Source organism: Ruegeria sp. CDSA033, from assembly GCF_059612305.1.
Map to the genome: position 1 here is coordinate 97,596 of NZ_JBXWQI010000013.1, position 22,459 is coordinate 120,054.

At 56.7% G+C, this 22,459-nt stretch carries 14 protein-coding genes; 4 read left to right on the top strand and 10 right to left on the bottom strand.

Going from position 1 to position 22,459, the window contains the following annotated elements; translation table 11 throughout:
* Positions 1-92: 92 nt before the first annotated feature.
* Positions 93-647: a helix-turn-helix domain-containing protein gene (locus AC2FLA_RS16425; protein WP_496723582.1), complete on the bottom strand. Its 555-nt coding sequence runs from the start codon at positions 645-647 to the stop codon at positions 93-95.
* A 106-nt stretch (positions 648-753) separates the two neighbouring features.
* Here AC2FLA_RS16425 and ilvD point away from each other — a divergent pair, with 106 nt between their 5' ends.
* Both ilvD and AC2FLA_RS16435 read left to right on the top strand, forming a co-directional pair.
* Entirely contained in the window at positions 754-2,586 is a 1,833-nt protein-coding gene (gene ilvD, locus AC2FLA_RS16430) for a dihydroxy-acid dehydratase (protein WP_113789217.1), read from the top strand.
* Between the two features lie 115 nt (positions 2,587-2,701).
* On the top strand, positions 2,702-3,151 hold the full coding sequence (locus AC2FLA_RS16435) for an NUDIX hydrolase (protein WP_496723584.1): 450 nt from the start codon (positions 2,702-2,704) through the stop codon (positions 3,149-3,151).
* Between the two features lie 9 nt (positions 3,152-3,160).
* Here AC2FLA_RS16435 and AC2FLA_RS16440 read toward each other — a convergent pair whose 3' ends face one another.
* Positions 3,161-3,979 (bottom strand): sulfotransferase family protein, encoded by an 819-nt coding sequence (locus tag AC2FLA_RS16440; protein WP_496723586.1) that lies wholly within the window; start codon positions 3,977-3,979, stop codon positions 3,161-3,163.
* A gap of 144 nt (positions 3,980-4,123) precedes the next feature.
* Between AC2FLA_RS16440 and AC2FLA_RS16445 the strand changes: the two genes are divergently transcribed.
* A complete protein-coding gene (locus AC2FLA_RS16445; protein ID WP_496723588.1) occupies positions 4,124-5,701 on the top strand; it encodes a DUF5928 domain-containing protein in 1,578 nt (525 codons plus the stop codon).
* 45 nt (positions 5,702-5,746) lie between these two features.
* Here AC2FLA_RS16445 and amaB read toward each other — a convergent pair whose 3' ends face one another.
* Positions 5,747-7,243, bottom strand: coding sequence for an L-piperidine-6-carboxylate dehydrogenase (gene amaB / locus AC2FLA_RS16450; RefSeq protein WP_496723590.1), 1,497 nt, complete (start codon positions 7,241-7,243; stop codon positions 5,747-5,749).
* An 18-nt stretch (positions 7,244-7,261) separates the two neighbouring features.
* Positions 7,262-8,368: a saccharopine dehydrogenase family protein gene (locus tag AC2FLA_RS16455; protein WP_496723592.1), complete on the bottom strand. Its 1,107-nt coding sequence runs from the start codon at positions 8,366-8,368 to the stop codon at positions 7,262-7,264.
* 418 nt (positions 8,369-8,786) lie between these two features.
* Between AC2FLA_RS16455 and AC2FLA_RS16460 the strand changes: the two genes are divergently transcribed.
* Positions 8,787-12,422 carry a flavoprotein gene (locus AC2FLA_RS16460; protein ID WP_496723594.1) on the top strand — a complete coding sequence of 1,212 codons (3,636 nt, stop codon included), beginning with the start codon at positions 8,787-8,789 and terminating at the stop codon, positions 12,420-12,422.
* On the opposite strand, the gene AC2FLA_RS16465 is transcribed toward AC2FLA_RS16460, so the two are convergent.
* From AC2FLA_RS16465 to AC2FLA_RS16490, 6 genes are all read right to left on the bottom strand, one after another.
* A complete protein-coding gene (locus AC2FLA_RS16465) occupies positions 12,419-13,582 on the bottom strand; it encodes a hypothetical protein (RefSeq protein WP_496723596.1) in 1,164 nt (387 codons plus the stop codon). The genes AC2FLA_RS16460 and AC2FLA_RS16465 overlap by 4 nt on opposite strands.
* 16 nt (positions 13,583-13,598) lie before the next feature.
* Positions 13,599-16,862, bottom strand: a complete 3,264-nt coding sequence (locus AC2FLA_RS16470; protein WP_496723598.1) for an adenylate/guanylate cyclase domain-containing protein — start codon at positions 16,860-16,862, stop codon at positions 13,599-13,601.
* A 132-nt stretch (positions 16,863-16,994) separates the two neighbouring features.
* On the bottom strand, positions 16,995-18,704 hold the full coding sequence (locus AC2FLA_RS16475) for an ABC transporter ATP-binding protein (RefSeq protein ID WP_496723600.1): 1,710 nt from the start codon (positions 18,702-18,704) through the stop codon (positions 16,995-16,997).
* 4 nt (positions 18,705-18,708) lie between these two features.
* Positions 18,709-19,659 carry an ABC transporter permease gene (locus AC2FLA_RS16480; RefSeq protein ID WP_058273051.1) on the bottom strand — a complete coding sequence of 317 codons (951 nt, stop codon included), beginning with the start codon at positions 19,657-19,659 and terminating at the stop codon, positions 18,709-18,711.
* Entirely contained in the window at positions 19,656-20,633 is a 978-nt protein-coding gene (locus tag AC2FLA_RS16485) for an ABC transporter permease (protein WP_058273052.1), read from the bottom strand. The genes AC2FLA_RS16480 and AC2FLA_RS16485 overlap by 4 nt, the downstream gene beginning before the upstream one ends.
* Before the next feature lie 173 nt (positions 20,634-20,806).
* Positions 20,807-22,372 (bottom strand): ABC transporter substrate-binding protein, encoded by a 1,566-nt coding sequence (locus AC2FLA_RS16490; RefSeq protein ID WP_496723602.1) that lies wholly within the window; start codon positions 22,370-22,372, stop codon positions 20,807-20,809.
* Positions 22,373-22,459: the final 87 nt, after the last annotated feature.

The following is a 22,459-nucleotide window of genomic DNA, read 5'->3' on the forward strand; positions in this document are numbered from 1 at the left end:
GCTGTGTACCACCTCGACATAAAGTCATTAGCTTTGTACCGGGGTTACAAATTTGAGTCAGATCGCCCACCCTTTCCAGCAAGCGCGCTTCCTCAGGTGACCTCGGCTGGTTGCGCATAGTGATGCATGTTCAAAAACGCAGCGCCATTCGTCCCGGCCCTGTAGCCATGCGGCAGATCGGCTGCAAAGCGCAGACCTTGCCCGGCCTGCAGCGGCACCCAATCCCCGTCGCGCAGAATCTCAAGTGATCCGTTCAGCACAAACACCTCTTCGGTCACTCCTGAGGCATGGGCTGCGGATTCGTGGCTTTGGTTTGGGGCAAGGTCGACGTGAAACGTTTCGGCGCCCAGCGCCGGATCAAAGGGAAAGACGATCTTGACCTCGATACTGCCGGGAAAGGTCACGGTCCGGAACACGCCATTGCTGCCGGTGTCGCGCAGGGCGGCTGATCCGATCAATGCGCTCAGCGGCAGTTGAAACCCTTTGGCAATCTTCCACAGCGTGGCAATGGTCGGGCTGGATTCGCCGCGTTCGATCTGGCCCAGCATGGCCTTGCTGACCCCGGTCATCTCGGCAACCCGGGACAGGCTCAGCCCCGAGGCCGCGCGAATATCCCTTAGTTTCAGCGTAATTTCGTCGGGTGCCATTTTGTCGTCTCTCGAATCCTCTTGTGCGTTATAGCGCACATGTGGTACGTGCGCTATAACGTACGCAACCCGAATATCGCAACCGGGGCAAAAGGGAAACAGCATCATGCCATTGTACCGATCCAGAACCTCTACCCATGGCCGCAACATGGCCGGTGCCCGCGGCCTGTGGCGCGCCACCGGAATGGGTGACGACGATTTCGGCAAACCGATCATCGCCATCGTCAACTCTTTCACCCAGTTCGTCCCCGGCCACGTACACCTGAAGGATCTGGGCCAGATGGTCGCGCGTGAGGTCGAGGCCGCAGGCGGAGTTGCGAAAGAGTTCAACACCATCGCTGTGGATGACGGTATCGCCATGGGTCATGACGGCATGCTGTATTCCCTGCCTTCGCGCGAAGTGATCGCGGATTCGGTCGAATACATGGTCAACGCCCACTGCGCTGATGCGATGGTCTGTATTTCGAACTGCGACAAGATCACCCCCGGCATGCTGATGGCCGCGATGCGCCTGAACATCCCGGCGATCTTTGTCTCGGGCGGGCCGATGGAGGCGGGCAAGATCGACATTGCTGATTTGGACGCCAAGAAAATCGACCTGGTGGACGCGATGGTCGCTGCCGCTGATGACCGGTTCACCGATGAGCAGGTTCAGCATATTGAAGAAAACGCCTGTCCGACGTGCGGGTCATGTTCGGGCATGTTCACTGCGAATTCGATGAACTGCTTGGCCGAGGCACTGGGACTGGCGCTGCCGGGGAACGGTTCCACGCTCGCAACGCATGCCGACCGTAAAGAGCTGTTCCTTGAGGCCGGTCGCCGGATCGTTGAGATCACCAAGCGTCACTATGATCTGGACGAAAAAGGCTTCCTGCCACGCGAAATCGCAACGTTCGACGCGTTCGAGAACGCAATGTCGCTGGATATCGCCATGGGCGGTTCGACCAACACGGTGTTGCACCTGCTGGCCATCGCACATGAGGGTGAAGTGCATTTCACCATGACCGATATGGACCGCCTGAGCCGTCAGGTGCCGTGTCTGTGCAAGGTCGCGCCCAACACTGAGAATGTTCATATGGAGGACGTGCACCGCGCCGGTGGCATCTTCTCGATCCTCGGTGAACTCAGCCGCGCCGGACTGCTGCACGAAGATTGCAGCACCGTGCATTCGGCCACGATGGGCGAAGCGATTGCCAATTGGGATATCAAGGTCGCCAACAACCCCGCAGCGCAGGACCTGTTCAAGGCCGCGCCCGGCGGCGTACGCACGACGCAGGCGTTCAGCCAGTCGAACCGGTACAAGGAACTGGATACCGACCGTGAAGGCGGAGTAATCCGATCCAAGGAGCACGCGTTCAGTCAGGATGGCGGTCTGGCGGTTCTGTTCGGCAACATCGCGCGCGAAGGCTGTATCGTGAAAACGGCAGGCGTTGATCCCAACAGCCTGACATTCACCGGCTCTGCCTATGTCTGCGAAAGCCAGGATCAGGCCGTGAACGACATCCTAACCGGCAAGGTCAAAGAGGGCGACGTGGTTGTGATCCGCTATGAAGGCCCGCGCGGCGGTCCGGGGATGCAGGAAATGCTGTATCCGACATCCTATCTAAAATCCAAAGGTCTGGGCAAAGCCTGCGCCCTGCTGACTGATGGGCGTTTCTCGGGTGGCACCTCGGGCCTGTCGATTGGCCACGTTTCACCTGAGGCCGCTGAGGGTGGAGAAATCGGGCTGGTCAAGCAGGGCGACAAGATCGAGATCGACATCCCCAACCGGACCATTCATCTGGCCGTGTCTGACGAAGAACTGGCTGCCCGCCGTGAAGAGCAGGACGAAAAGGGATGGGTGCCCGCCGCACCGCGCAAGCGCAAGGTATCTACCGCGCTCAAAGCCTATGCCAAGCTAGCGACAAGTGCCGCGAAAGGTGCCGTGCGCCAAGTCTGACGAAGCGGTTTCCAAACCACCCAATCTGCAATAACTTCAAAGGTCTCGCTAGTTCGTTTAGCGAGACCTTTTTCTTTTGTATTCAACGACATCTATAACACAATCGGTGAGAAGCATGACATTCTGGCGCCCGCATAACGGTATCCGTGTCAAAGCCATCGGCTTGCATTGGCGGGGGGACCGCCTTCTTGCTGCCGAAGTCCCAAATGACGACGGTCGCATCAAGGGTGTTCGTCCTTTGGGCGGATCGGTCGAATTCGGCGAAACATGGCGTGACGCGCTGAAACGTGAGTTCCGGGAAGAACTCGATGTGACGGTTGAAGTCAGTGGGCAACCGCTGGTGATCGAGAACCTGTACCAGCATGAAGGGCATCAGGGGCATGAGATCATCTTTGTGGCCGAGATTCAGTGCCCCGAGCTTTTGAACTGGCCCGACGCGCCGATTTCATTCACCGAAGACAATGGCCTGAATTGGACGGCAAGATGGTTCAGTCTGGATGCTCTGGATACCGGCGGCCCAGAGCTATACCCGACCGGCCTGAAAGAGTGCCTGATCGATCGCTGACCCGTTCGCCTAGTCGCCCAGTTTGGCGTGAACCTCGTCCAGATCAATCTCACCGATTGGCATCTTGTTGCCCGGGTTTTCAAAATCGTATTTGAACAGTTCGAAATCGTGTTTGTAGATTTCGTAGACTAGGTGCATCGACAGGTCGTCAAAGTAGTCCTCGACCGGATGCGCGCGTTTTGGCCCGTGGCCTTCGGATTCATTGAATCGCGGGATTTCGGACAGGTTCACGGCGTGCGGTGTCTCTAACCGATCAAGGACACTTTGCATTCCTTCATTGAACTGCTCAGTCCAGAAAATCTGATCGTACTGCCCACCATTCACGATGAAGGTCGAGACATGGCCGGACATGGCCGACCAGTGAATGTCAGGGTCCATCGGACGCCGCCAGCGGATCGTATCACGTGCAAACAGTAAAAACCGGCGGAAACTGGCGACCTGATCGAACTCACCCTTGCCATCGTCTCCGCCAACTTCGATCCCGTAGTTATAGATAAGCGTGGGCACCAGATTGCCCCGATACCGCTTGCCGTTGCGCTGAATGCCGCAGATCTTGTCGAAGAACGAGCTTAGAATTCGGGTGTAGGGATTGCGAACGCATGTAAACGCCAGGGATTTGTGGTCCCGCACATTGCCCGAGATCTGATCCTGACTTGGACCGAAGGCCCATTTGTGCATCCCGTCCTTTGCGTCATGGATATCACCGTCAAAAAACTGCCCGTGATCCGAATAAAACATGATCTGACCAATGGTCGAACAGGCGCATTTCGGCACCACACGGTAAACCATGCTTTCGCTCTCGGTCATCCATGTACCGGGAAAACCCATCTGCTGTGCCTCCTTTGCTGATCTGGTCTCAAAATTGACGCGCCAGCATTTGAAACCAAAAAACCAAAAATATTCTATTTATTCAATCGCTCATCCTCAGTATCACGGTTGGAAACGGGCAGAAACGGAAAACAATAGGCCGATATGGCAAGAATTGCCTACATATTGCTTTGTCACAAAGACCCTGACGCGATCATCGCGCAGGCCGAGCAACTGACCGCAGCCGGGGATTGCATGGCGATCCACTTTGACGCGCGGGCCAGTGCGGCCGCCTACGCACGCATTCGCGAGGCTTTGAAAGACAACCATAATGTCACCTTTGCCAGCAAGCGCATCAAATGTGGCTGGGGGGCGTGGTCACTGGTTCAGGCCACGCTGAATGCCCTGCAGGCCGCTGTGGATGCGTTTCCCCGCGCCACTCATTTCTACATGGTGTCGGGTGACTGCATGCCGATCAAATCGGCTGAATACATCCACGACTTTCTGAATCAACACGACGTTGATTTTGTCGAAAGCCATGATTTCCTGGAAAGCAACTGGATCAAGACCGGCATGGTTGAGGACCGGCTGATCTATCGGCACTATTTCAACGAACGCACACAGGCCAAGCTGTTTTATGGGTCGTACAATCTGCAAAAACGGTTTGGTCTGACGCGCGAGATTCCGTCAGACGTTCAGATAATGATCGGCAGTCAATGGTGGTGCCTGCGCCGCAGGACCATCGAAATGATCCTGGATTTTCTGCAAAAGCGCCCGGATGTGAAACGGTTTTTCTCGACCACCTGGATTCCGGACGAGACCTTTTTTCAGACTTTGGTGCGCCATCTGATCCCCAAGACTGAGATCGACAACCGCACGCCCACGTTCCTGATGTTCTCGGATTATGGTATGCCGGTGACGTTCTACAACGATCACTATGACATGCTGCTATCGCAAGATTACCTGTTCGCCCGCAAGATCAGCCCCGAAGCCCATGAGCTGAAGGACAGGCTGGGGCAGATGTACGCAACCGAAGGGATGACTTTTCACATCTCGGACGAAGGGCGCAACCTGTACAGCTTTCTGACCGGGCGCGGCCGGGTGGGGCGGCGCTATGCGCAGCGGTTCTGGGAGGCAGGCAATTCACTGGGCCCCGAGCGCGAAGTGTTTCTGATCGTGAGCAAGAAATGGCATGTTGCCAAGAGGTTGGTGGACCAAATCGTCTCGGAAACCGACATTCCATGCGTGGAATACCTGTTCAACGAAGAAGACACTTCTTTGCCTGATCTGGGTGGCATTGAATCGTCTCTGGCCAAGCGCTCGCGGCACAGACGCGCGGTGGCCCGCATGCTGTTTGAAAGTTTTGATTCCAACAAGCTGGTCTTGTGCGTGGATCCCGCAGATCTGGATATCATACAAGATTTCTGCTCGGTTCAGGCCCGCAGCCATGTTCTGGAAATCGAGTGCGAGTACTCCGACGATTATCTGATCGGCCACGCCCGCCGCGTGGGGTTAGCCGGAGAAAGCAGTCCTCGGGATTCCGTGGCCCGTCTGATCCCGGCGCTGCGCAGTTCACTGGTGCACGAATCCGAATTGATCCGCGAGGCAGAGTTTGACGGATACCTGCGTATCCGCGAGACCAACTCAAATATTGAGAATGAGACCGCGATTGCCGAGTTTCTGGGCGTGTCGCTGGACAAGGCGCAAGCCATCATGAGCCTTGATTATCTTTTTGCTGATTAACGCGGATCGTCCAGCGGCGCGCCGAGGCGCCGCTGGATAATTGGTTTAGATGTCGAACTTTACGCCCTGCGCCAAGGGCAGTTCAGCCGAGTAGTTCACCGTATTCGTCTGACGTCGCATGTAGGCTTTCCACGCGTCCGAGCCGCTTTCGCGCCCACCGCCGGTTTCCTTCTCACCGCCGAAGGCTCCGCCGATCTCGGCACCTGACGGGCCGATATTGACGTTGGCGATGCCGCAATCCGACCCGGCTGCGGTCAGGAACTGCTCGGCTTCGCGCATGTTCAGGGTAAAGACGCAGGAAGACAGGCCTTGCGGAACGTCATTCTGCAGCTCAATCGCATCATCAAAATCGTCATAACCCATGACATACAGGATCGGCGCAAAGGTTTCGGTTTTCACAACAGCCGTTTGGCCTGGCATTTCGACAATGGCAGGCTCCATATAGACACCAGCAGGCATACCCTCGGTCACGCGACGACCGCCGTGCACGGTGCCACCTTCGGTCTTGGCGGCCTCTAGTGCTGCGGTCATGGCCGTGCCCGAGGCTTCGTCTACCAACGGGCCAATCAGCGTGCCTTCGACCAGCGGGTTGCCGATGGGCAAGCCCGCATAGGCTTTTTTCAAACGGCCCACTAACTCCTCGCGGATCGAGTTGTGTACGATCAGGCGGCGCAACGTTGTACAGCGTTGACCGGCCGTACCTACTGCCGAGAACACAACCGCACGGACAGCCATTTCCAAATCGGCCGAAGGACCAACGATCATCGCGTTGTTGCCGCCAAGCTCCAGAATGCACTTGCCAAAGCGTTGCGCCACGATGGGTGCCACGGCGCGACCCATGCGGGTGGACCCTGTGGCCGAGATAATCGGAATGTCTTCGCTCGCGACCAAGGCCTCGCCCAGCGCTGCACCACCGATCAGCGTTTGCAGCAGATTGTCCGGCGCATCGCCAAACCGGGCCAGCGCGCGTTCGAAAATCTTCTGGCAGGCCATCGCGGTCAGCGGGGATTTCTCGGATGGTTTCCAGATCACCGGGTCACCACAAACCAGCGCCAATGCCGCATTCCACGACCACACTGCAACCGGGAAGTTGAAGGCCGAGATCACTCCGACCGGACCTGCCGGATGCCACGTCTCCATCATCCGGTGACCCGGACGTTCCGACGCAATGGTCAGACCATACAATTGACGCGAAAGACCAACCGCAAAATCGCAGATGTCGATCATCTCTTGCACTTCGCCCAGACCTTCCGAGGTGATCTTGCCAGCCTCCCAACTGACCAGAGCACCCAGATCGTCCTTGGCGGCGCGCAGTTCCTCGCCCAGCAGGCGGATCAGCTCACCTCGACGCGGTGCCGGAACAGTCCGCCATTCTTTGAACGCCGTTTTAGAACGGGCAAATATGGCGTCCATGTCGGCAACGGGTGTTTCATGCACGTCGGCCAACACGCTGCCATCAATCGGAGACGTCACTTTGAGCGTGCCGCCGGTCAGTTCGGCCTCGGTCAGATCCAGATTGGCGAGGGTTGTTTGGGCTGTCATCACGATGTCTTTCATATCTCAGGCCGCCTTGTTCTGTTCGGTTACGTCGCCGGCGCGATAGAGCCGGCCAAATTCGGTGTTCAGGAAATCGGACAGGTTCACCTGTTCTTGCCGGACAAAGCCCTTCGCAGGCAGTGCGCCGGTCCGCATCAAATCAACCACGCCCAGAACGCCTGCGGCGGTGGTGACCTGAATGGCACTCCAGATCTGCCCGTTAATCGTGCGGGCAAAGCTTTTGTTGATCAGGGATTTCTCGCGCAGCGCGCCGTCGATCATGCCCTTTGCGGTGCAATAGACCAAAACCACATCTTGGTCGGTGCGCGGCAGCGCGGTCTCAAAAATATCCTTCAACAGGTCGCGGCGATGTTCCAGGCCAAGGTCCTTCAGAAGCAATTTCAGGATATCGCAATGGCCCGGGTACCGGATCGAACGGTAAGACACCGCCCGCGCTTTGCCGTCCAGCGTTTCGGGCAAGGTGCCCAAGCCACCGGACGTGTTGAAGCATTCGTATTCCACCCCGTCATGACCAAGAAGCTCATAATCCTCCAGCGGAGCGGTCTTGACTCGTTCACCATTCACAATGGCATCGCAAGGGTTGCAGTATTCGTTGATCAGACCATCCGTGGACCACGTCAGATTGTACTTCAACGCGTTGGTCGGGTAGAGCGGCAGCGCCCCAACCCGCATGTGCAGGCTGTCGATTTCATCAAACTCCGCCGCCAGCGATGCGCCAGCAATACCAACAAAACCCGGCGCCAAACCACATTGCGGCATGAATGCGGTTTCACTGTCCTGCGCCAGTTCCCTCACGGCATTGGTGGCCGCGACGTCTTCAGTCAGGTCAAAATAATGTGCACCAGCGGCCTTGGCCGCCTTGGCAATTTTCGGCGTCAGAAAGAACGGGGCCGCCGAAATCACGGCATTGAACCCACCCAATCCTTCGGTCAGTTGCGCTTCGTCGCTCACATCGATTTGCCGGGTCGAAATGCCCTGCTTGTTCAATACTGATAACGCAGCCAAATCCCGGTCGGCCACTGTGACCGAGTAATTGGCCGATGACTTCAGCAAGATCGCGATCATCTGACCGATCTTGCCTGCTCCGATGACACAAATGTTCCAGCTCAAAACGCGCCTCCTCTTTCGTTTTTAAAAGTATGAGGCCGCTTCTGTCCGAAATGCAGGGGCAATCTTGACGAAATCGCGGTCATGCTTGTCATATTGACGATAACTTTGTCAATTCGTCGTACCACTTGTGCGAGCTTCCGTACTCGGCGGTACGATGAACGTACGTGATCACCCCATAGCAGCAACGCAATTGGCCCAATCAACAACGCCAGTGATTTTTATATTCAGATATTATACAGTGCGCTCAATTGGACCCTTTTGTTCGCGCATATCAATGTGTTCAATCGGTCCGCCCAGCGCGGGAAATTACGTCAGGCCGGTCTTTTATTCAGTATGTCCGATGGGTGCCTGACCCAAAAACAAGCTTCTGCGTTGGGTCTTTGACAATTTTCACGGCGAAGTTCAGGGGGGACAAGACGTGCCTAAAGATCCAATTGAAAGCTCACAATCATTCAATCCATCCCAAGACGATCTGAAATTGATAGATGAGGTCCTGCCATCCAAGGACCCATCAGTCATTCATTCGAAATTCGAATTCTACGAAGTATCCGAAGAGACGGTCCTGCCCTCTGAGGGTATGTTTGTGGTCCTCGGCGGCATGGTTCAGCTTCGGCAGGACAAAGCGGTTCTGGCGACCGCAGACACCGGGGACTATTTTTACGAAGAACATCTCGAAATCGAGGACATTCCCGTCAGTCTTCAGGCGCTGGCCACTCCGGGCACCCGGTTGGCCTATCTGCCCAAACACCAATGGAAGGCAATCCCGAAAAAGATCAAAGATGCCTGTGAAGATACGCTATTTGGCGATCTGGTCAGTGTGCATCTGAAGAACTATCAACAGCCGATCAATTGCTGCAGCGTGACTGCGGCAGCCCTTAGCATGTCGGCGCTTGGGTTCAGTTACGAAGTCAACGACATCTTTCGCGAATGCGGCTTGCCAACCTCGTTTGTCGTAAACGACGGAATATCGCTGGGCGAACTTTTCGATGTTGCCTGCACATTCATCCATACCCAGGACCTGCGCGATGTCATTCAGGTGCAGGCCTATTTCATGGATGAGGCCACGACATCCGTGGATCTGTTGCTTGAGGCAATAGACGAATCCAATCGACTGGGTGGGAAAAACGATATCCTTGTGGCGAACTTTCAAGTCGGTGTCGCACATGGCAAGGAAAACATGCCGGGCGGCCATTTCGCCATAATCGCAAAGTGCAACCCAAGCACCGGCCTTGTTCACATGATGGACGTTCACCCGGAAAAGTACGGCAAGCTATGGGTGACAACAATTGATCGACTGTGGGCCGGGATGACCGACCGCGATGGAACATCGATGCGATCACGGGGGATGCTGCGGTTTTCGGCGCTAGACGCTGTCAAAACATACCTGCAAACCCTGAAGCAGGACTGCAATTATGTCGACAGTACGGAATACTTGGCCAAAGACCCCAAAATGCGGCGGAACCTGTTCCGGCGGGCCAGCCCGAACATGAATTCGATGGGCGTTCTTGCCGAAAGCCTGGCCATCCTTGGGGATGAACAGGTTGACGAGGATAAACTGCTGAGGGCAACGCAAACCGATCTGGCCGAGGCGCTTAGCCGCGTGTCGACAGCGCGGCAAATGCACGCGATGGCGCAACGGTACCTCAGTCAGGAACCGGACGTGCATCTGGGCAGCACTTTCCGCAGCTATACCAATCGTTCGGACAAAAGCATCAAATCTCCTGAAGACTGGTTCCACCACCAATTGCTTAGCCTGAACGATGACAAAGGTCGTCATCTGATGATCAATATCGATTTCAACAAGGTACTGGGGTCTGAGGTCATTCGCCCCCCAAAAAACGCGTTCCGCGAAACGGCCCTGTTGGAGGAGTTCTGGTGCCTGTGTATCGCATATAAAGAGGCCACCGATATGGTGACGGTTTTGGACATGAGTCCCGCAACCTCACAAGTGTGGCAAGCGCCGCGCGGACATTTGTTCCGCGGTCTTCGGGACATTACGAAACCTGCGTTGCTGGTAATCGAAGAACGTGAAGCCCCCAAAGATCCGTCCGACGTGGACCATATCACCGAAAAAAACCCGCTTGTTCTGTTTTATGCGGATGAAGACCCCTGGTCCTACATGCTGCGCAGTATTCTGGCCAATATCGGCATCACCGACATCAAGCTGGTTGATGTCGAGGGGCACGGGGCAAATGTCATGAAAATGCGCAGGCAACTGATCGCAAGAACCGGCAAGGAAACGGTTCCCTATCTGTTTTTCCAGAATGTGTTTCAGGGCACGCGCAAGGACATCGTAGACAGAATCCTTAATGGTCAATTTCAAAAGGACATCAAGAAGGCCGGATTGCCGGTTCTGCTGCGCAATGAATCTCCCAGCCTGGACAAGAACATCTTTGGCTATCCCAAGGGTGGGCTGACCGATGCCCCCAGCGAGAAACGCAACGTATTGCTGTGTGCCTGCGGATCTTCTGCCGCAGACAAGGTGCCGCAACTGGTGAAGAAAATTACCGCCGCTGGCCACAACGTGAAACTGATCCCTTCAGTGTCCGCTGAAAGGTTCTTTCGCGATATTGAGATTGAAGCGGATGTCGAGATTGAAAGGGGGTATGAGCCCGAGAAGGTCGAGGACTATATCTCTCACAACGACTATTACCGCGACGACGACGAATGGAACTTCCGCTACACTAAGTTTGGCATGCCGCTGCGCGCCTCGCATCTTGCGTTGTGCGATTGGGCCGACTGCGTGATCGTGGCGCCCGTGACCTGCAATACAATGGGCAAGATCGCCAATGGGATTGCCGACAACCTTCTGACCTCGGTCTTTGTCGCCTGGCAGTACCGGAACAAACCGGCGATCCTTTGCCCGGCGTGTAACACCAACATGTGGAACAACGTCACAACCCAAAGGAATGTCGAAAAGCTGCGCGATCTGGGTGTTGATCTGGTCGGTCCCCGCAAAGGGCGGCTGTCGAACGGCATGATGGGGATCGGTATGATGGCTACCCCGGACCAGATTATGGAAGTTCTGGACGAAGCGTTCGAGGAACTAGCCGATCAGGAGCACAACATCTGCAAATGGGCGCAAGAAGCCGCAGCTTCGGATGAGTTCGCGCAATGGCGCCGTGTTTTCGACGCGATTGAAAACGGGATGGCCGGGATCGACATCGTGGATGAGCACAATGGCGATACGCTGTTGCATTACGCAGCTGGCGGCGAAGGTGAGTTGCATGAAAACGGAAAGGGCTTAGGCAAACCTGACATTGAGGCCGCGCAAGAGCTGATACGGCGCGGCATCAACGTGAATGCGACCAACGACCATGGGTTTACCAGCCTGCACGTGGCGGTGATGAACAACTCGGTTGATATGGTCAAAACACTGTTGGCCGCAGATGGCATTGACGCAAGTTCGTGCATCCACTTCCTGCAAAGCCCCAAAAACGCCGAGGACGTCAATGAAGCCAAAATCTCGAGTAAAGTGCTGGCCATGCTGGATGACTGGGCCAACAGCCACACGCTTGCGGAGATCGAGGAGGAGAGCGAAGACGATGTCGTAGATGACCGTGAACGTACCTATCTCTACTTCACCTATGGCTCGTTAAAGAAAGGCTTCCCGAACCATGAGGCCCACACAGATGTGCTGGATGATTTCGTTGGCAAGGCCGTGACCCGACAGCGAATGCCCCTGATCGTGCCGCATGAGCCGCATTGCGACAATCCGAATTGTGGTTACCTGCATCGGATGGCCACGCTGGTCGACCAGAAAGGCCGTGGCAAGCCAATTCGTGGAGAGGTGTATCGGGTGACTTCGTCCGGTATGAAAGAACTCGACAAGCTCGAAGGTTTTCACGGACCCGGATCACCTGAGAACGTCTACGTCCGTAAGCGGATCAACGTGCTGATCGAGGGCGTAATGAAACCCGCATATGCCTATGTGATCGCGCAGCCCACCAAGTATCTGGATCAGTTGGAGAAAGGCGCAGCCGGGGTTGTCGGGGAATACACGCTGGACATGGCCACAGGCACATTAAAACCCGGGTGGCAGCCACCCGCCTAGTTTTGAACCTGTATCCCGACCTCATCCTTAGGGCTGTCCTTGAGGCTGAGGTTATAGGCCGTGATGATCACCATGCACGACAGGACAAAGGGCCAGAAACAGGCCTTGGGAATCAGGTTGTCTTTATAGTGGATGAACCACAGGGACGGCACGGCCTCGGCTGCAAAGAAGTAGGTGTTTACCGACACTGCCAGCAGCAGGAAATACATCAGGAAAAAGAACGATTCCATGTAGATCACAGGAGATCCGGCGAAGCCTTCGCGCAATTGCACATGCGCCAGCAGGATCACGAAAAACAAGACTGAGCAGGTGCCGATAACGCTGGACGTACTGAAATCGTGCCGTTCCACCAGATTGGGGCGTCGCGTGACTGTCATGACAGCCCCGAACAGCAGCATCGTCACAACAATCAGCGGGATCATGTGGACGATAAAAGCATTCGCAAAGTTCCGTTTGATGACGAAATTATAGTGCAGTTCAGGCAGGTTGGTCTGATATTCGTTCTTGCCAATGCCAAGGGTCGTATCCAGATCGGACAGCCGGTAGTCGAAATAGGTGTTTTCACGCTCCCACGTTCCCATGACGATCCGGTTGTCGATGCCAAAGATATCGTTCGGCCCCGTGGCCGGATAGGCCGAAAAGTCAGGGATTAGAGCCACATTTACGTCAAACTCGCCCGGCCAGAAACGGACCCAGACGGTTTTGTGGTCAAACGGATAACTGGTATAGTCAAAGGCCTGGCGCAAGGTCTGTTCAAAATACCAGCCGATCAACTCGGACCCGCCCTCATCTATCCTGTAGGCTTCTTCAATCAGGCCACTCGCTGCCTCGGCAGCTTCCGGCAGGATGAACCCCACTTCGCCTTCGGCTGGTTTGATGGCGTCATGCACACCGTCCTCATAATGCTGCCAGATATAGCCGCTGACATGCACATCACTGGCACCGGTAAAACTGAAGGATTTGATAAATATGCCAGTTTTGACCTGATAGCCTGGCAAATTTGGAAGGTCTTGCAGGTAAGCGTCGACCGACGCCTGATCTGGCAGTTGCGTCGGATCCTCGTCGAAATGGTTCAGTTCAATCCAGAGTTTGAACAGAACAAGGGCCAGACCCAGCGTAACAAAACCCGAGATCAGCCAGACTTTCTTTTCTATACTCATTCAGCCCCTCACCTGATTAGTCCAGCGGCCCGACCAGCGATTGCCTGATGCCCAGGTTCTGAAACCGCGCCTTCAATTCATCGAACCCTTCATGTGCCGTCACAGGAATGCCCCAACCCCCGCATTCAGCCAGTGTTCGAGCCTGCAGGATCGACAGATCAACCATCGGCAAAGGCTCATCCGCTGTGAAATCGGCCAAGGCATCTGCGTACCGCGTGGCTTCGTCCCACTGCTTGCGCGCCAGCATGACGGCAGCGGCATCCGTATAGAAATGCAGGTGGCTATGGCCAACACAGCCTTCGGCGATGATCTTCTCGCCAAGCTTTAGGTTTTCATCCTGCGCAGTTGGGTCCTCTTCGGCCATGGCTAGGGCGGACAGCGCTTTTGGTCCGACAAAATTCCGACCGTGCTCAAGGGCAATGTCGACCGCGCGGCGACCGGTTTCGCGCGCCTGTTCCAGCTGCCCGGCATAGACCTGTGTGCGGGCAAGATGTTCAAGCGCCTGCGCCTCGAGGCGTTTTGCACCAACACGGTTTGCGATCTCGGCAGACAGGGTGAAGGCGTCCAGCGCCTGATCTATTTCTCCTAAAAAGGTGTGCGCAACGCCCAAACAGGTCTGCGCAACGCATTCCGGAACAAAGGCAAAATACTTCTGTGACACCTCAATGGCTTCCTGCGCATCCAGCTTTCCTTGCGCTATTTCGCCGGTATAACTACGCGCGACGCTCAGATTGTGCAGGTTTGCGGCCAAGTCACGGACCAAACCCTTTTCCCGCGCCCGTTCGACCGCCTGCGTGTAGAACCCCGTTGCGGTCTGCATCGTGGCATTCATGAAATTGGCGTCGCCAAATCCACTGAGCGCGCCAACTTCAAGTCGTGCGGATTCAAGCTTTCTGGCCAGTGTTAGAGCCTTTTCATTACTCTCAAGCGCCTTTGTCACCTGCCCCAGCGGGAAGTATACATTGCCGCGCACATAGTTGATCTGGGCAATGTCGCGGTCAGACCCGCAGCGTTCTGCGGCTGCCTCGGCAATATCCAGACTTTCCAGTGCTTCCTGATACAGGCTGGCCTGCCGCGCAGCCTGCGCCAAGCCGATTTGTGCACGGCAGATTTGTTCATCCGTTTCGGCCAGTTCTGCGGCCTCTTTGAATTCACGCAGGGCATCATTGGACAGGCCTTGCAACCGGTGCGTCTCACCCCGGGCGCAGAACAGATCAAAGCGAACCCCTGCGGGTGCTGGCAGTTCCAGCCCCCGTTCGATCAACGGGCTGGCATCGTCGAACTGAAAAACCTGTATCAGCTTGTCCGCGGCTTCCAGATAAGCCTGGGCCGCATGGGTTGCACCCGCGCGATCCAGATGCTGTGCCCGCAGGGTGGCGTCACGGTCCTCAAACCAACTCGCGGCCTGACGATGCAGGCGCGCGCGTTCAGATTTCACCAAAGTTGCATAGGACCCGTCGCGGATCAGCGCGTGGGCAAACATCAGATCGGCCTCAGCCTCGCGGATCAGGGCCGAGCGGATCAGGGTCGAGGTATCCAGATGCCCTTCACCCAGAACAAAGTTTAAAACTTCGGGCGAGAACCTCTGCCCCAGCACGGATGCCGCCTGAATCGACGTCCGGCTGGTCCGGTCCAGCGAATCCAGACGGGACTGAACAATGCCCTGAATGCTGCCGGGAACGGATTCCTGTTTCAGCACATCGATATTGCGCAATAACTGTTCAAGAAACAGCGGATTGCCCCCGGCGCGTTTCACGCAGGCGTCTAACAGTTCAGGATCGATCCCGGTGAACTCTTCGACCAGTTGTCGGGCCTGTTCGTCCCCCATCGGCGCCAGTTCCAGCTTGGAAATCAACGCACCATCCGTCGCAAGTTGCCATTCGCGGTCAATCGGATCGCCTTCCACACGGCTGGTCATCAGCAACACGCAGGGCAGATTGCGCGTCATCGCCGCGATATGGGCGCAAGCGGTCAGGATCTCGGGTGAAGCCCAGTGGATATCCTCGATATGGATCAACAAAGGCGTTTCCTGGCTGCGGGCCGAGATCAGGTCGTCGATGACCTGACGCCGCCCCCGCAGACGGGTTGCATTGTCCATCACCGCATAGACCTCGGCCAGACCGGGGTCTTGTTCAAGCTCAAGCAGCGCATTCAGATGCGCGGCATTCGCCGCTGTTACCCAACCCTTGCTAATTGCATCCTTCGCGACAGATGCACAGGTTTCCGTATCATCCGTCGGCTCCAGCCCCAAAATACTGCGTGTCACGGATTGGATGGCTGAATGCCCCTCGCGCGCGCCGAAATCCATGACCACGCCATTGTGGATGGAATAAGACAGGCTGTCGGCCAGCTCGGCCACCTGTTCGGACAGGTGCGTTTTGCCAATGCCCGGCTCGCCCAGTACGATGTGGACCTCTCCCTTGCCGTGCCGCTGGCATCGATCGAACGTTGCCGAAAATAGGGACAGCTCTCGCTCGCGGCCCACAAAGCGATGCCGGCGCGACCGGATGTTGCGCGCCATCCGGTCCAGCCGCCACAGCTCAACCGGATCACCAAGGCCTTTGATCGCCTTTTCGCCCATCGTCTCACCAACAAAAAGCGGCCCTAACGCACGCTGAATGTCATGTGAAACCAGAGTTTCCCCCGGCGCTGCCATGTCGGTGATGCGCGAGGCCAGGTTCACACCATCACCGGTCACGGTGTATTCCGTATGCGCCTGACTGCCTGTCGTACTGGCAATGACCTGCCCTGATGCAATCCCGATATGGCAGGTCAGCGGCGGGTTCAATCCGGGCAGAACCGTGTGAATTTCCAGCGCTGCCCGTGCGGCCCGTTCGGTATCATTCGTGTGCGAGATCGGCGCACCGAACACGGCCATGACCGCATCGCCAATATGCTTGTCGATCCGGCCACCGTATTTTTCGACGACTTTGTCCACTCTGGTAAAAAACGCGTTGAGCAGCGCGTGCATGTCTTCGGCATCCAGTTCGCTGGTCAACCGGGTAAAACCGGTCAGATCGGCGAACATGACTGTCACCTGGCGCTTCGCAGGCTCCAGCGATTCCTCAGGCTGAAATGGCGGGGCGGTTTCGAACGTCTCAAGCTCGGCAATCGCGCGTAAAAGCCGCCGGCGGTCGCCGACAGCAGTGACTCCGATTTCGATCAGGTCTTCACCCGTCAGATCGGGTAAAATTCCAAAATCAATTTTGTTATCCAAAAAGGCTTGCGCGTAGTCAGATAGTCCAAGTGCGCTTAGCCAGTCCCTAAGGTCCTGAGACATTTCGCCCCTCTGAAGCCCCCAACTCCAAAGACAGACGTAGCACAACAAACCCGGATGAGTCTGCAAAGTTTGAATATTTTAATGTATATGCACACCCAATTGCCCGCGTGACGGGCAATTGGGTCTTTGGAGTTAGGTCTCGGCCTCTAGCCCGTCCGTCGACAGATCGTCCAGTTTCGGCATCAACCGCAGCAGCTCGCTTGCATATTCGGTCTGCGGATTGGCGAAGAGTTCGTTGGTTTCTTGAAGTTCAACCACCTTGCCCTGCTTCATCACGGCCACTCGGTCGCACATTTGACGCACCACCGGCAGATCGTGGCTGATAAACAGCAGCGTCAGACCCAGATGCTCCTGCAAATCCTTCAGGATGTTCAGGATTTGCGCTTGAATGGACACGTCCAAGGCGCTGGTCGGTTCGTCACAGATCAGGAACCGCGGCTGCGTTGCCAGCGCGCGGGCAATCGAGATCCGCTGTCGCTGACCGCCTGAGAATTCGTGCGGGAATTTCAGCCCGGCCTCATGGCCCAGCCCGACCTGATCCAACAGTTCGTCTACGCGGCGCTTGATGTCGGACCCTTCCATCAGCTTGTGATGGCGGATCGGTTCGGCCACGATATCGTCTACCCGCATCCGGGGGTTCAGCGACGAATACGGGTCCTGGAAAATCATTTGGATGTTCTTGCGATACGCATCCAAAGCGGCCCTGTTGGTCAGATCACTGACCACCTGACCGTCAAAGGTGATCGTACCGCCATCAACCGGGTACAGTCCTGCGATCATCCGCGCGATGGTGGACTTGCCCGAACCGGATTCACCCACGACCCCGAATACCTCACCCGCACGAATGTCGAAGCTTACGTCGTCAACGGCGGTGAAATAAGTGCGGTCCCACGGCAGCAAGCCTTTGCGCTGCAGGAACTTCTTGGTCAGATTGCGAATCTCGAACATCGGTTTGCTGGTGTCATTGTCCACCTTGGGCCAGTGCCGGGCCATATCCTCGATGGCAAAACGGGTCTCTCGCCCGCCATAGCTGATCTGCGGAAAGCGGTGCAGTTTCAGAGTCGGGCGCGGAACAGCGGCGATCAGCGACTTGGTGTATTCGTGCGTGGGCTGACCCATGACCTGAGACGTCGGGCCAGTTTCCACCACCTTGCCCGCATACATGACCGTCACCTTGTCCGTGGTATCCGCGATCACGCCCATGTCGTGAGTGATCAGGATAACGCCAACCTGCCGTTCCAGCGCCAACTCTTTGATCAGGTCCAGAATCTGCGCCTGAACGGACACGTCCAGCGCCGTCGTCGGTTCATCCGCGATAATCACGTCCGGCTCGGTACAAAGCGCTAATGCGATGACCACGCGCTGCCGCATCCCGCCCGAGAACTGGTGCGGATATTGGTCCAACCGCGTGTCCGGATCGGGAATGCCCACCCGGTCGATCAGATCACGGGCACGCTGGTTCGCCTCGGCATCCGTTCCGCCCAGATGGGCCTGGATCGTCTCGGTCAGTTGCTCACGCACGGTGAACAGCGGGTTGAGCGACGTCAGCGGGTCCTGGAAGATCATCGAGATTTTCTTGCCACGCAGGCCGCGCATTGCGACAGCATCCAGACCGCTGATCTGGTCACCGCTCAGTTTGATGGTGCCGCTGGCAATCCGGCCGGGCCGGTCCAGCAGACCCATGATGGCCGCTCCGATTGTGGATTTGCCCGCACCAGATTCGCCCACCAGACCGTGGATCTCGCCCGGTTCAACGGACAGGTCCACGTGGTCCACGGCGGTGAACAGTTGGCGGCGCGTCGGGAATTCGACCGTCAGGTCGTTGATCGTCAGAAGGCTCATGTAATCACCGCAGCTTGGGGTTCAGCGCGTCGCGCAGCCAGTCGCCCAGCAGGTTGACAGACAGGGCCAGCGCCAGAAGGGTGCAGGCCGGGAAGAACAGGATCCACCACTCACCCGAGAACAGGAAGCCCTGTCCGATACGGATCAGTGTTCCCAGCGACGGCTGGGTCGGCGGTGCACCCACGCCCAGAAAGCTGAGCGTTGCCTCGGCAATAATCGCCAGCGCCAGCGAGATCGTGGCGATCACCAGAACCGGGCTGAGGACGTTGGGCAGAATATGGCGGAACATGATCGGAATTGGCCCGCGCCCGATCAGACGGGCGGCCTGTACGTATTCCTTGTTCTTTTCCACCAGCGCAGCGCCGCGTACGACCCGTGCAAATTGCACCCAATCAGACAGGGCAATTGCGATGATGAGAACATAAATCGCCATTTCGTTGCGATATTCGGGAGGCGTGACGCCCTTGGCGATACCAAAGATGAGCATCGCAACCAGAATGGCCGGGAAGGTCAGCTGCACATCGGCAATCCGCATGATGAGCGTCTCGACCCAACCGCCAAAATACGCTGCAACCAGCCCAAGGATGACACCTATGATCAGCGCCAGCATCACGGCTGACACGCCGACAAACAATGAGATGCGCATGCCATATAGAATGGTCGAGAATACGTCGCGTCCCTGATCGTCGGTCCCCAAAAAGAAGGTTTCCTGCGTAAAGGCATTGGGCGTGCCCGGCGGCGTAAAGCCGTTCATCAGGTTCAGCGATGCCGGATCAAACGGATTATAGGGTGCGATGACCGGGGCAAAAACGGCGGCCAGCAAAAGGATCAGCACCACCAGTGAGGCGATCAGGGCAACCGGAGAATGCCGGAAGGACCACGCAAAATCGCTGTCCCAGAACTTGGCAAATCGCGATTTGGTTGGGGCGGTCGGGGTTTCGATGGTATCGGTCATGTGGCCCTCGCGTCGACACGCAGGCGCGGGTCAATGGCATAATAAAGAAGATCGACGATCAGGTTGATCGAAACGAACATGACCGAAATCAGCATCAGATAAGCGGCCATGACAGGGATATCGACAAACTGGATCGCGTTGATGAACAGCAGGCCAACGCCAGGCCACTGGAACACCGTCTCGGTGATGATGGCGAACGCGATGATCGAGCCCAGCTGCAGACCGGTGATCGTGATCACGGGAACCATAGTGTTCTTTAGCGCGTGGCGGAAGTTGATCACCCGGTCCGACAAACCGCGAGCGCGTGCAAACCGGACATAATCGGCGCGCAACACCTCAAGCATTTCCGACCGGACCAGGCGCATGATCAGGGTCATCTGATACAGACCCAGCGTAATCGCGGGTAGGATCAGCGCCTTGAGGCCAGAAGTCGTCAAGAAGCCGGTGGACCAGTTGCCAATCATAACGGTCTCGCCCCTCCCGAAGCTGGGTAAGAGGTCTAATTCAACCGAGAAAATGTAGATCAATAAGATCCCGATCAGGAAAGTCGGTAGGGACACCCCGATCAGGGAAACGGTCATGATGACATTCGCAGCAATCCCTTGTCGTCGAATGGCTGTGAACACGCCCAGCGCAATCCCCATGGTGATTGCCAGAAAGCCGGAAACAAAAGCCAGTTCCAGTGTGGCCGGCGCGCGCTCGGCTATGATGGTCGAGACAGGACGTCCCTGACGATAAGACACACCGAAATTGCCTTGAACGGCATTTTTCAGGAACTTGTAGTACTGAACCGGAAACGGCTGATCCAGCCCCAGTTCAGCCCGCAGCCGGTCGATATCGGCTTGCGTACGTTCCTGACCCAGCATGTTGTCGATCGGATCGCCGACAAACCGGAACATAGAAAATGCGACCAGACCCACGACCAGCAGTACGATCACGGATTGGAGCATCCTTCGGACGATATATGCGAACATTCACTTTCCCCATTGATCCGCTTCTCTATGCACGGGTCGGCTAAATGGTCAAGGTATCGCTAACGGGATGGTATCAGAGCGATCCTTATTTCCTGCGTCATCGGCTTTGAGCAGGGTACGATGCGGATTGGCGGTGCCGAACCGGTCCTCGCCAATCCAATGCTAAAACGTCTTCAGTTTACGGTCACCCAGCGCAGCAAAAAGAAGTTGTCGGGGCGCTGTGTCAGCTCGACATTGCTGCGCGTGCCCCAGACCAGTGGCTGCACATACATGGGCACATAGACCTGTTCGTCCTGAATGATCTTAGCCACTTCGTCCAGCATGGCCTGACGCTTAGTCTCATCCAGCTCGGATTGGATGGCAGGCAGCAGTTCATCCACGCGTGCGTTCGAGAAGCCGCCGAAGTTCCAGCTGCCCAGCTTTTTCTCTTCGTTCGGGGTCGCGACAAGGAACCGGACGGGATGCTCGGCGTCAAATGTGCCCGGGCTCCAACCCAGCAGATACATGTCATAGTTATCTTCACGCAGCTCAGGCCAGTAGTTGCGCACGGGCATCGCTTCCAGCTCAGCCGAGATCCCGATCTGGGCCAGCATGCTGACCACAGCCTGACAGACGGCTTCGTCATTGAGATAGCGGTCATTGGGACATTTCAGTCCGAATGAGAACCCATCGGCATATCCCGCCTCGGCCAGCAGAGCCTTGGCACCCTCAACGTCAAATGCGGGACGTTCGGCATGGGCCGCAGAATAGCCGCTCATGGCTGGGCTCACCAATTGCGAGGCCGCTTCGGCATTGCCGCGCATGATGGTGGCCAGAATGGCATCGACATTCACCGCCTGCGCCACTGCCTTGCGGACGCGCGGATCGCGGAACGGGTTAGGCTTGCCCTCATCGTCTGTGTATTTCAGCGTCTCAGCCTCGTGATCAAAGCCCAGCATGATTACGCGCGCCTCGATCCCCTTGATGACTTCGACATCACTGTCTTCCTGCAGGCGCGCCACGTCCTGGATTGGCACCGGGTTGATCATATCCACATCGCCCGACAATAGCGCCGCAACGGCGGTCGCAGGGTTCTGGATCGGGTTAAACTCGGCGCGGGTGATGTTGTGTTCGACGTCACCCCACCAACCTTCGTGGGGTTCTAGTACGGTTTTCAGGCCCGGCTCACGCTCGGTGACCTTGAATGCACCGGTGCCATTGGCATTGATCGTCGCATAGTTGCCAGCCTCTTTGTCTGGGACGGCGGCATCATTCGCCTCGGTCCAGCCTTGATCCATAATCATCCAGTTGGCAATCGAAGACGGGAACAACGGGTTCGGCGCGGTCGTCATGATATCGACAGTATAATCGTCGACCACGATCACCTCACTGACCGGTGCAAACCAGCTGCGGGTATCCGCAGCCTCGCCCGAGGCGCGCTGATAGCTGAACAGAACGTCCTGCGCATCAAAGGTACTGCCGTCGTGGAAGGTCACGCCCTCGCGCAGCTTGAAGCGCCAACCGTCGCCTTCGCCAATCGGCTCCCAGCTGACAGCCAGGGCGGGCTGAACGCTCATGTCCTTGTCGCGCCGGACCAGTCCTTCGTAGACGTTATTGAGAAATCCCAGAACCGGGGCCGAGTTGACCGCGTGCGGGTCCATGGTTTGCGGGTCGGTGGTCGAGGCCCATTTGAAATCTGCGGCCTGAACACTGGTGGCAGCCAGCATCGCAATGCCAATGGCGCTGTTCCTGAGGATCATTGTTATGTCTCCCTGTTTCTGTGGCCGAGTTTTCTTGGTTTTTGCCGCATGCGCAAGGAAATCCCAGATCGCAGCAAAAAACAGGGC

Coding starts and splice junctions, on each gene's coding strand:
- AC2FLA_RS16445 (WP_496723588.1), top strand. CDS start 4,124: ATGGCAAGAATTGCCTACATATTGCTTTGTCACAAAGACCCTGACGCG.
- AC2FLA_RS16440 (WP_496723586.1), bottom strand. CDS start 3,979: ATGGGTTTTCCCGGTACATGGATGACCGAGAGCGAAAGCATGGTTTAC.
- AC2FLA_RS16465 (WP_496723596.1), bottom strand. CDS start 13,582: ATGAGTATAGAAAAGAAAGTCTGGCTGATCTCGGGTTTTGTTACGCTG.
- AC2FLA_RS16470 (WP_496723598.1), bottom strand. CDS start 16,862: ATGTCTCAGGACCTTAGGGACTGGCTAAGCGCACTTGGACTATCTGAC.
- AC2FLA_RS16480 (WP_058273051.1), bottom strand. CDS start 19,659: ATGACCGATACCATCGAAACCCCGACCGCCCCAACCAAATCGCGATTT.
- AC2FLA_RS16475 (WP_496723600.1), bottom strand. CDS start 18,704: ATGAGCCTTCTGACGATCAACGACCTGACGGTCGAATTCCCGACGCGC.
- AC2FLA_RS16490 (WP_496723602.1), bottom strand. CDS start 22,372: ATGATCCTCAGGAACAGCGCCATTGGCATTGCGATGCTGGCTGCCACC.
- AC2FLA_RS16485 (WP_058273052.1), bottom strand. CDS start 20,633: ATGTTCGCATATATCGTCCGAAGGATGCTCCAATCCGTGATCGTACTG.
- ilvD (WP_113789217.1), top strand. CDS start 754: ATGCCATTGTACCGATCCAGAACCTCTACCCATGGCCGCAACATGGCC.
- AC2FLA_RS16435 (WP_496723584.1), top strand. CDS start 2,702: ATGACATTCTGGCGCCCGCATAACGGTATCCGTGTCAAAGCCATCGGC.
- AC2FLA_RS16425 (WP_496723582.1), bottom strand. CDS start 647: ATGGCACCCGACGAAATTACGCTGAAACTAAGGGATATTCGCGCGGCC.
- amaB (WP_496723590.1), bottom strand. CDS start 7,243: ATGACAGCCCAAACAACCCTCGCCAATCTGGATCTGACCGAGGCCGAA.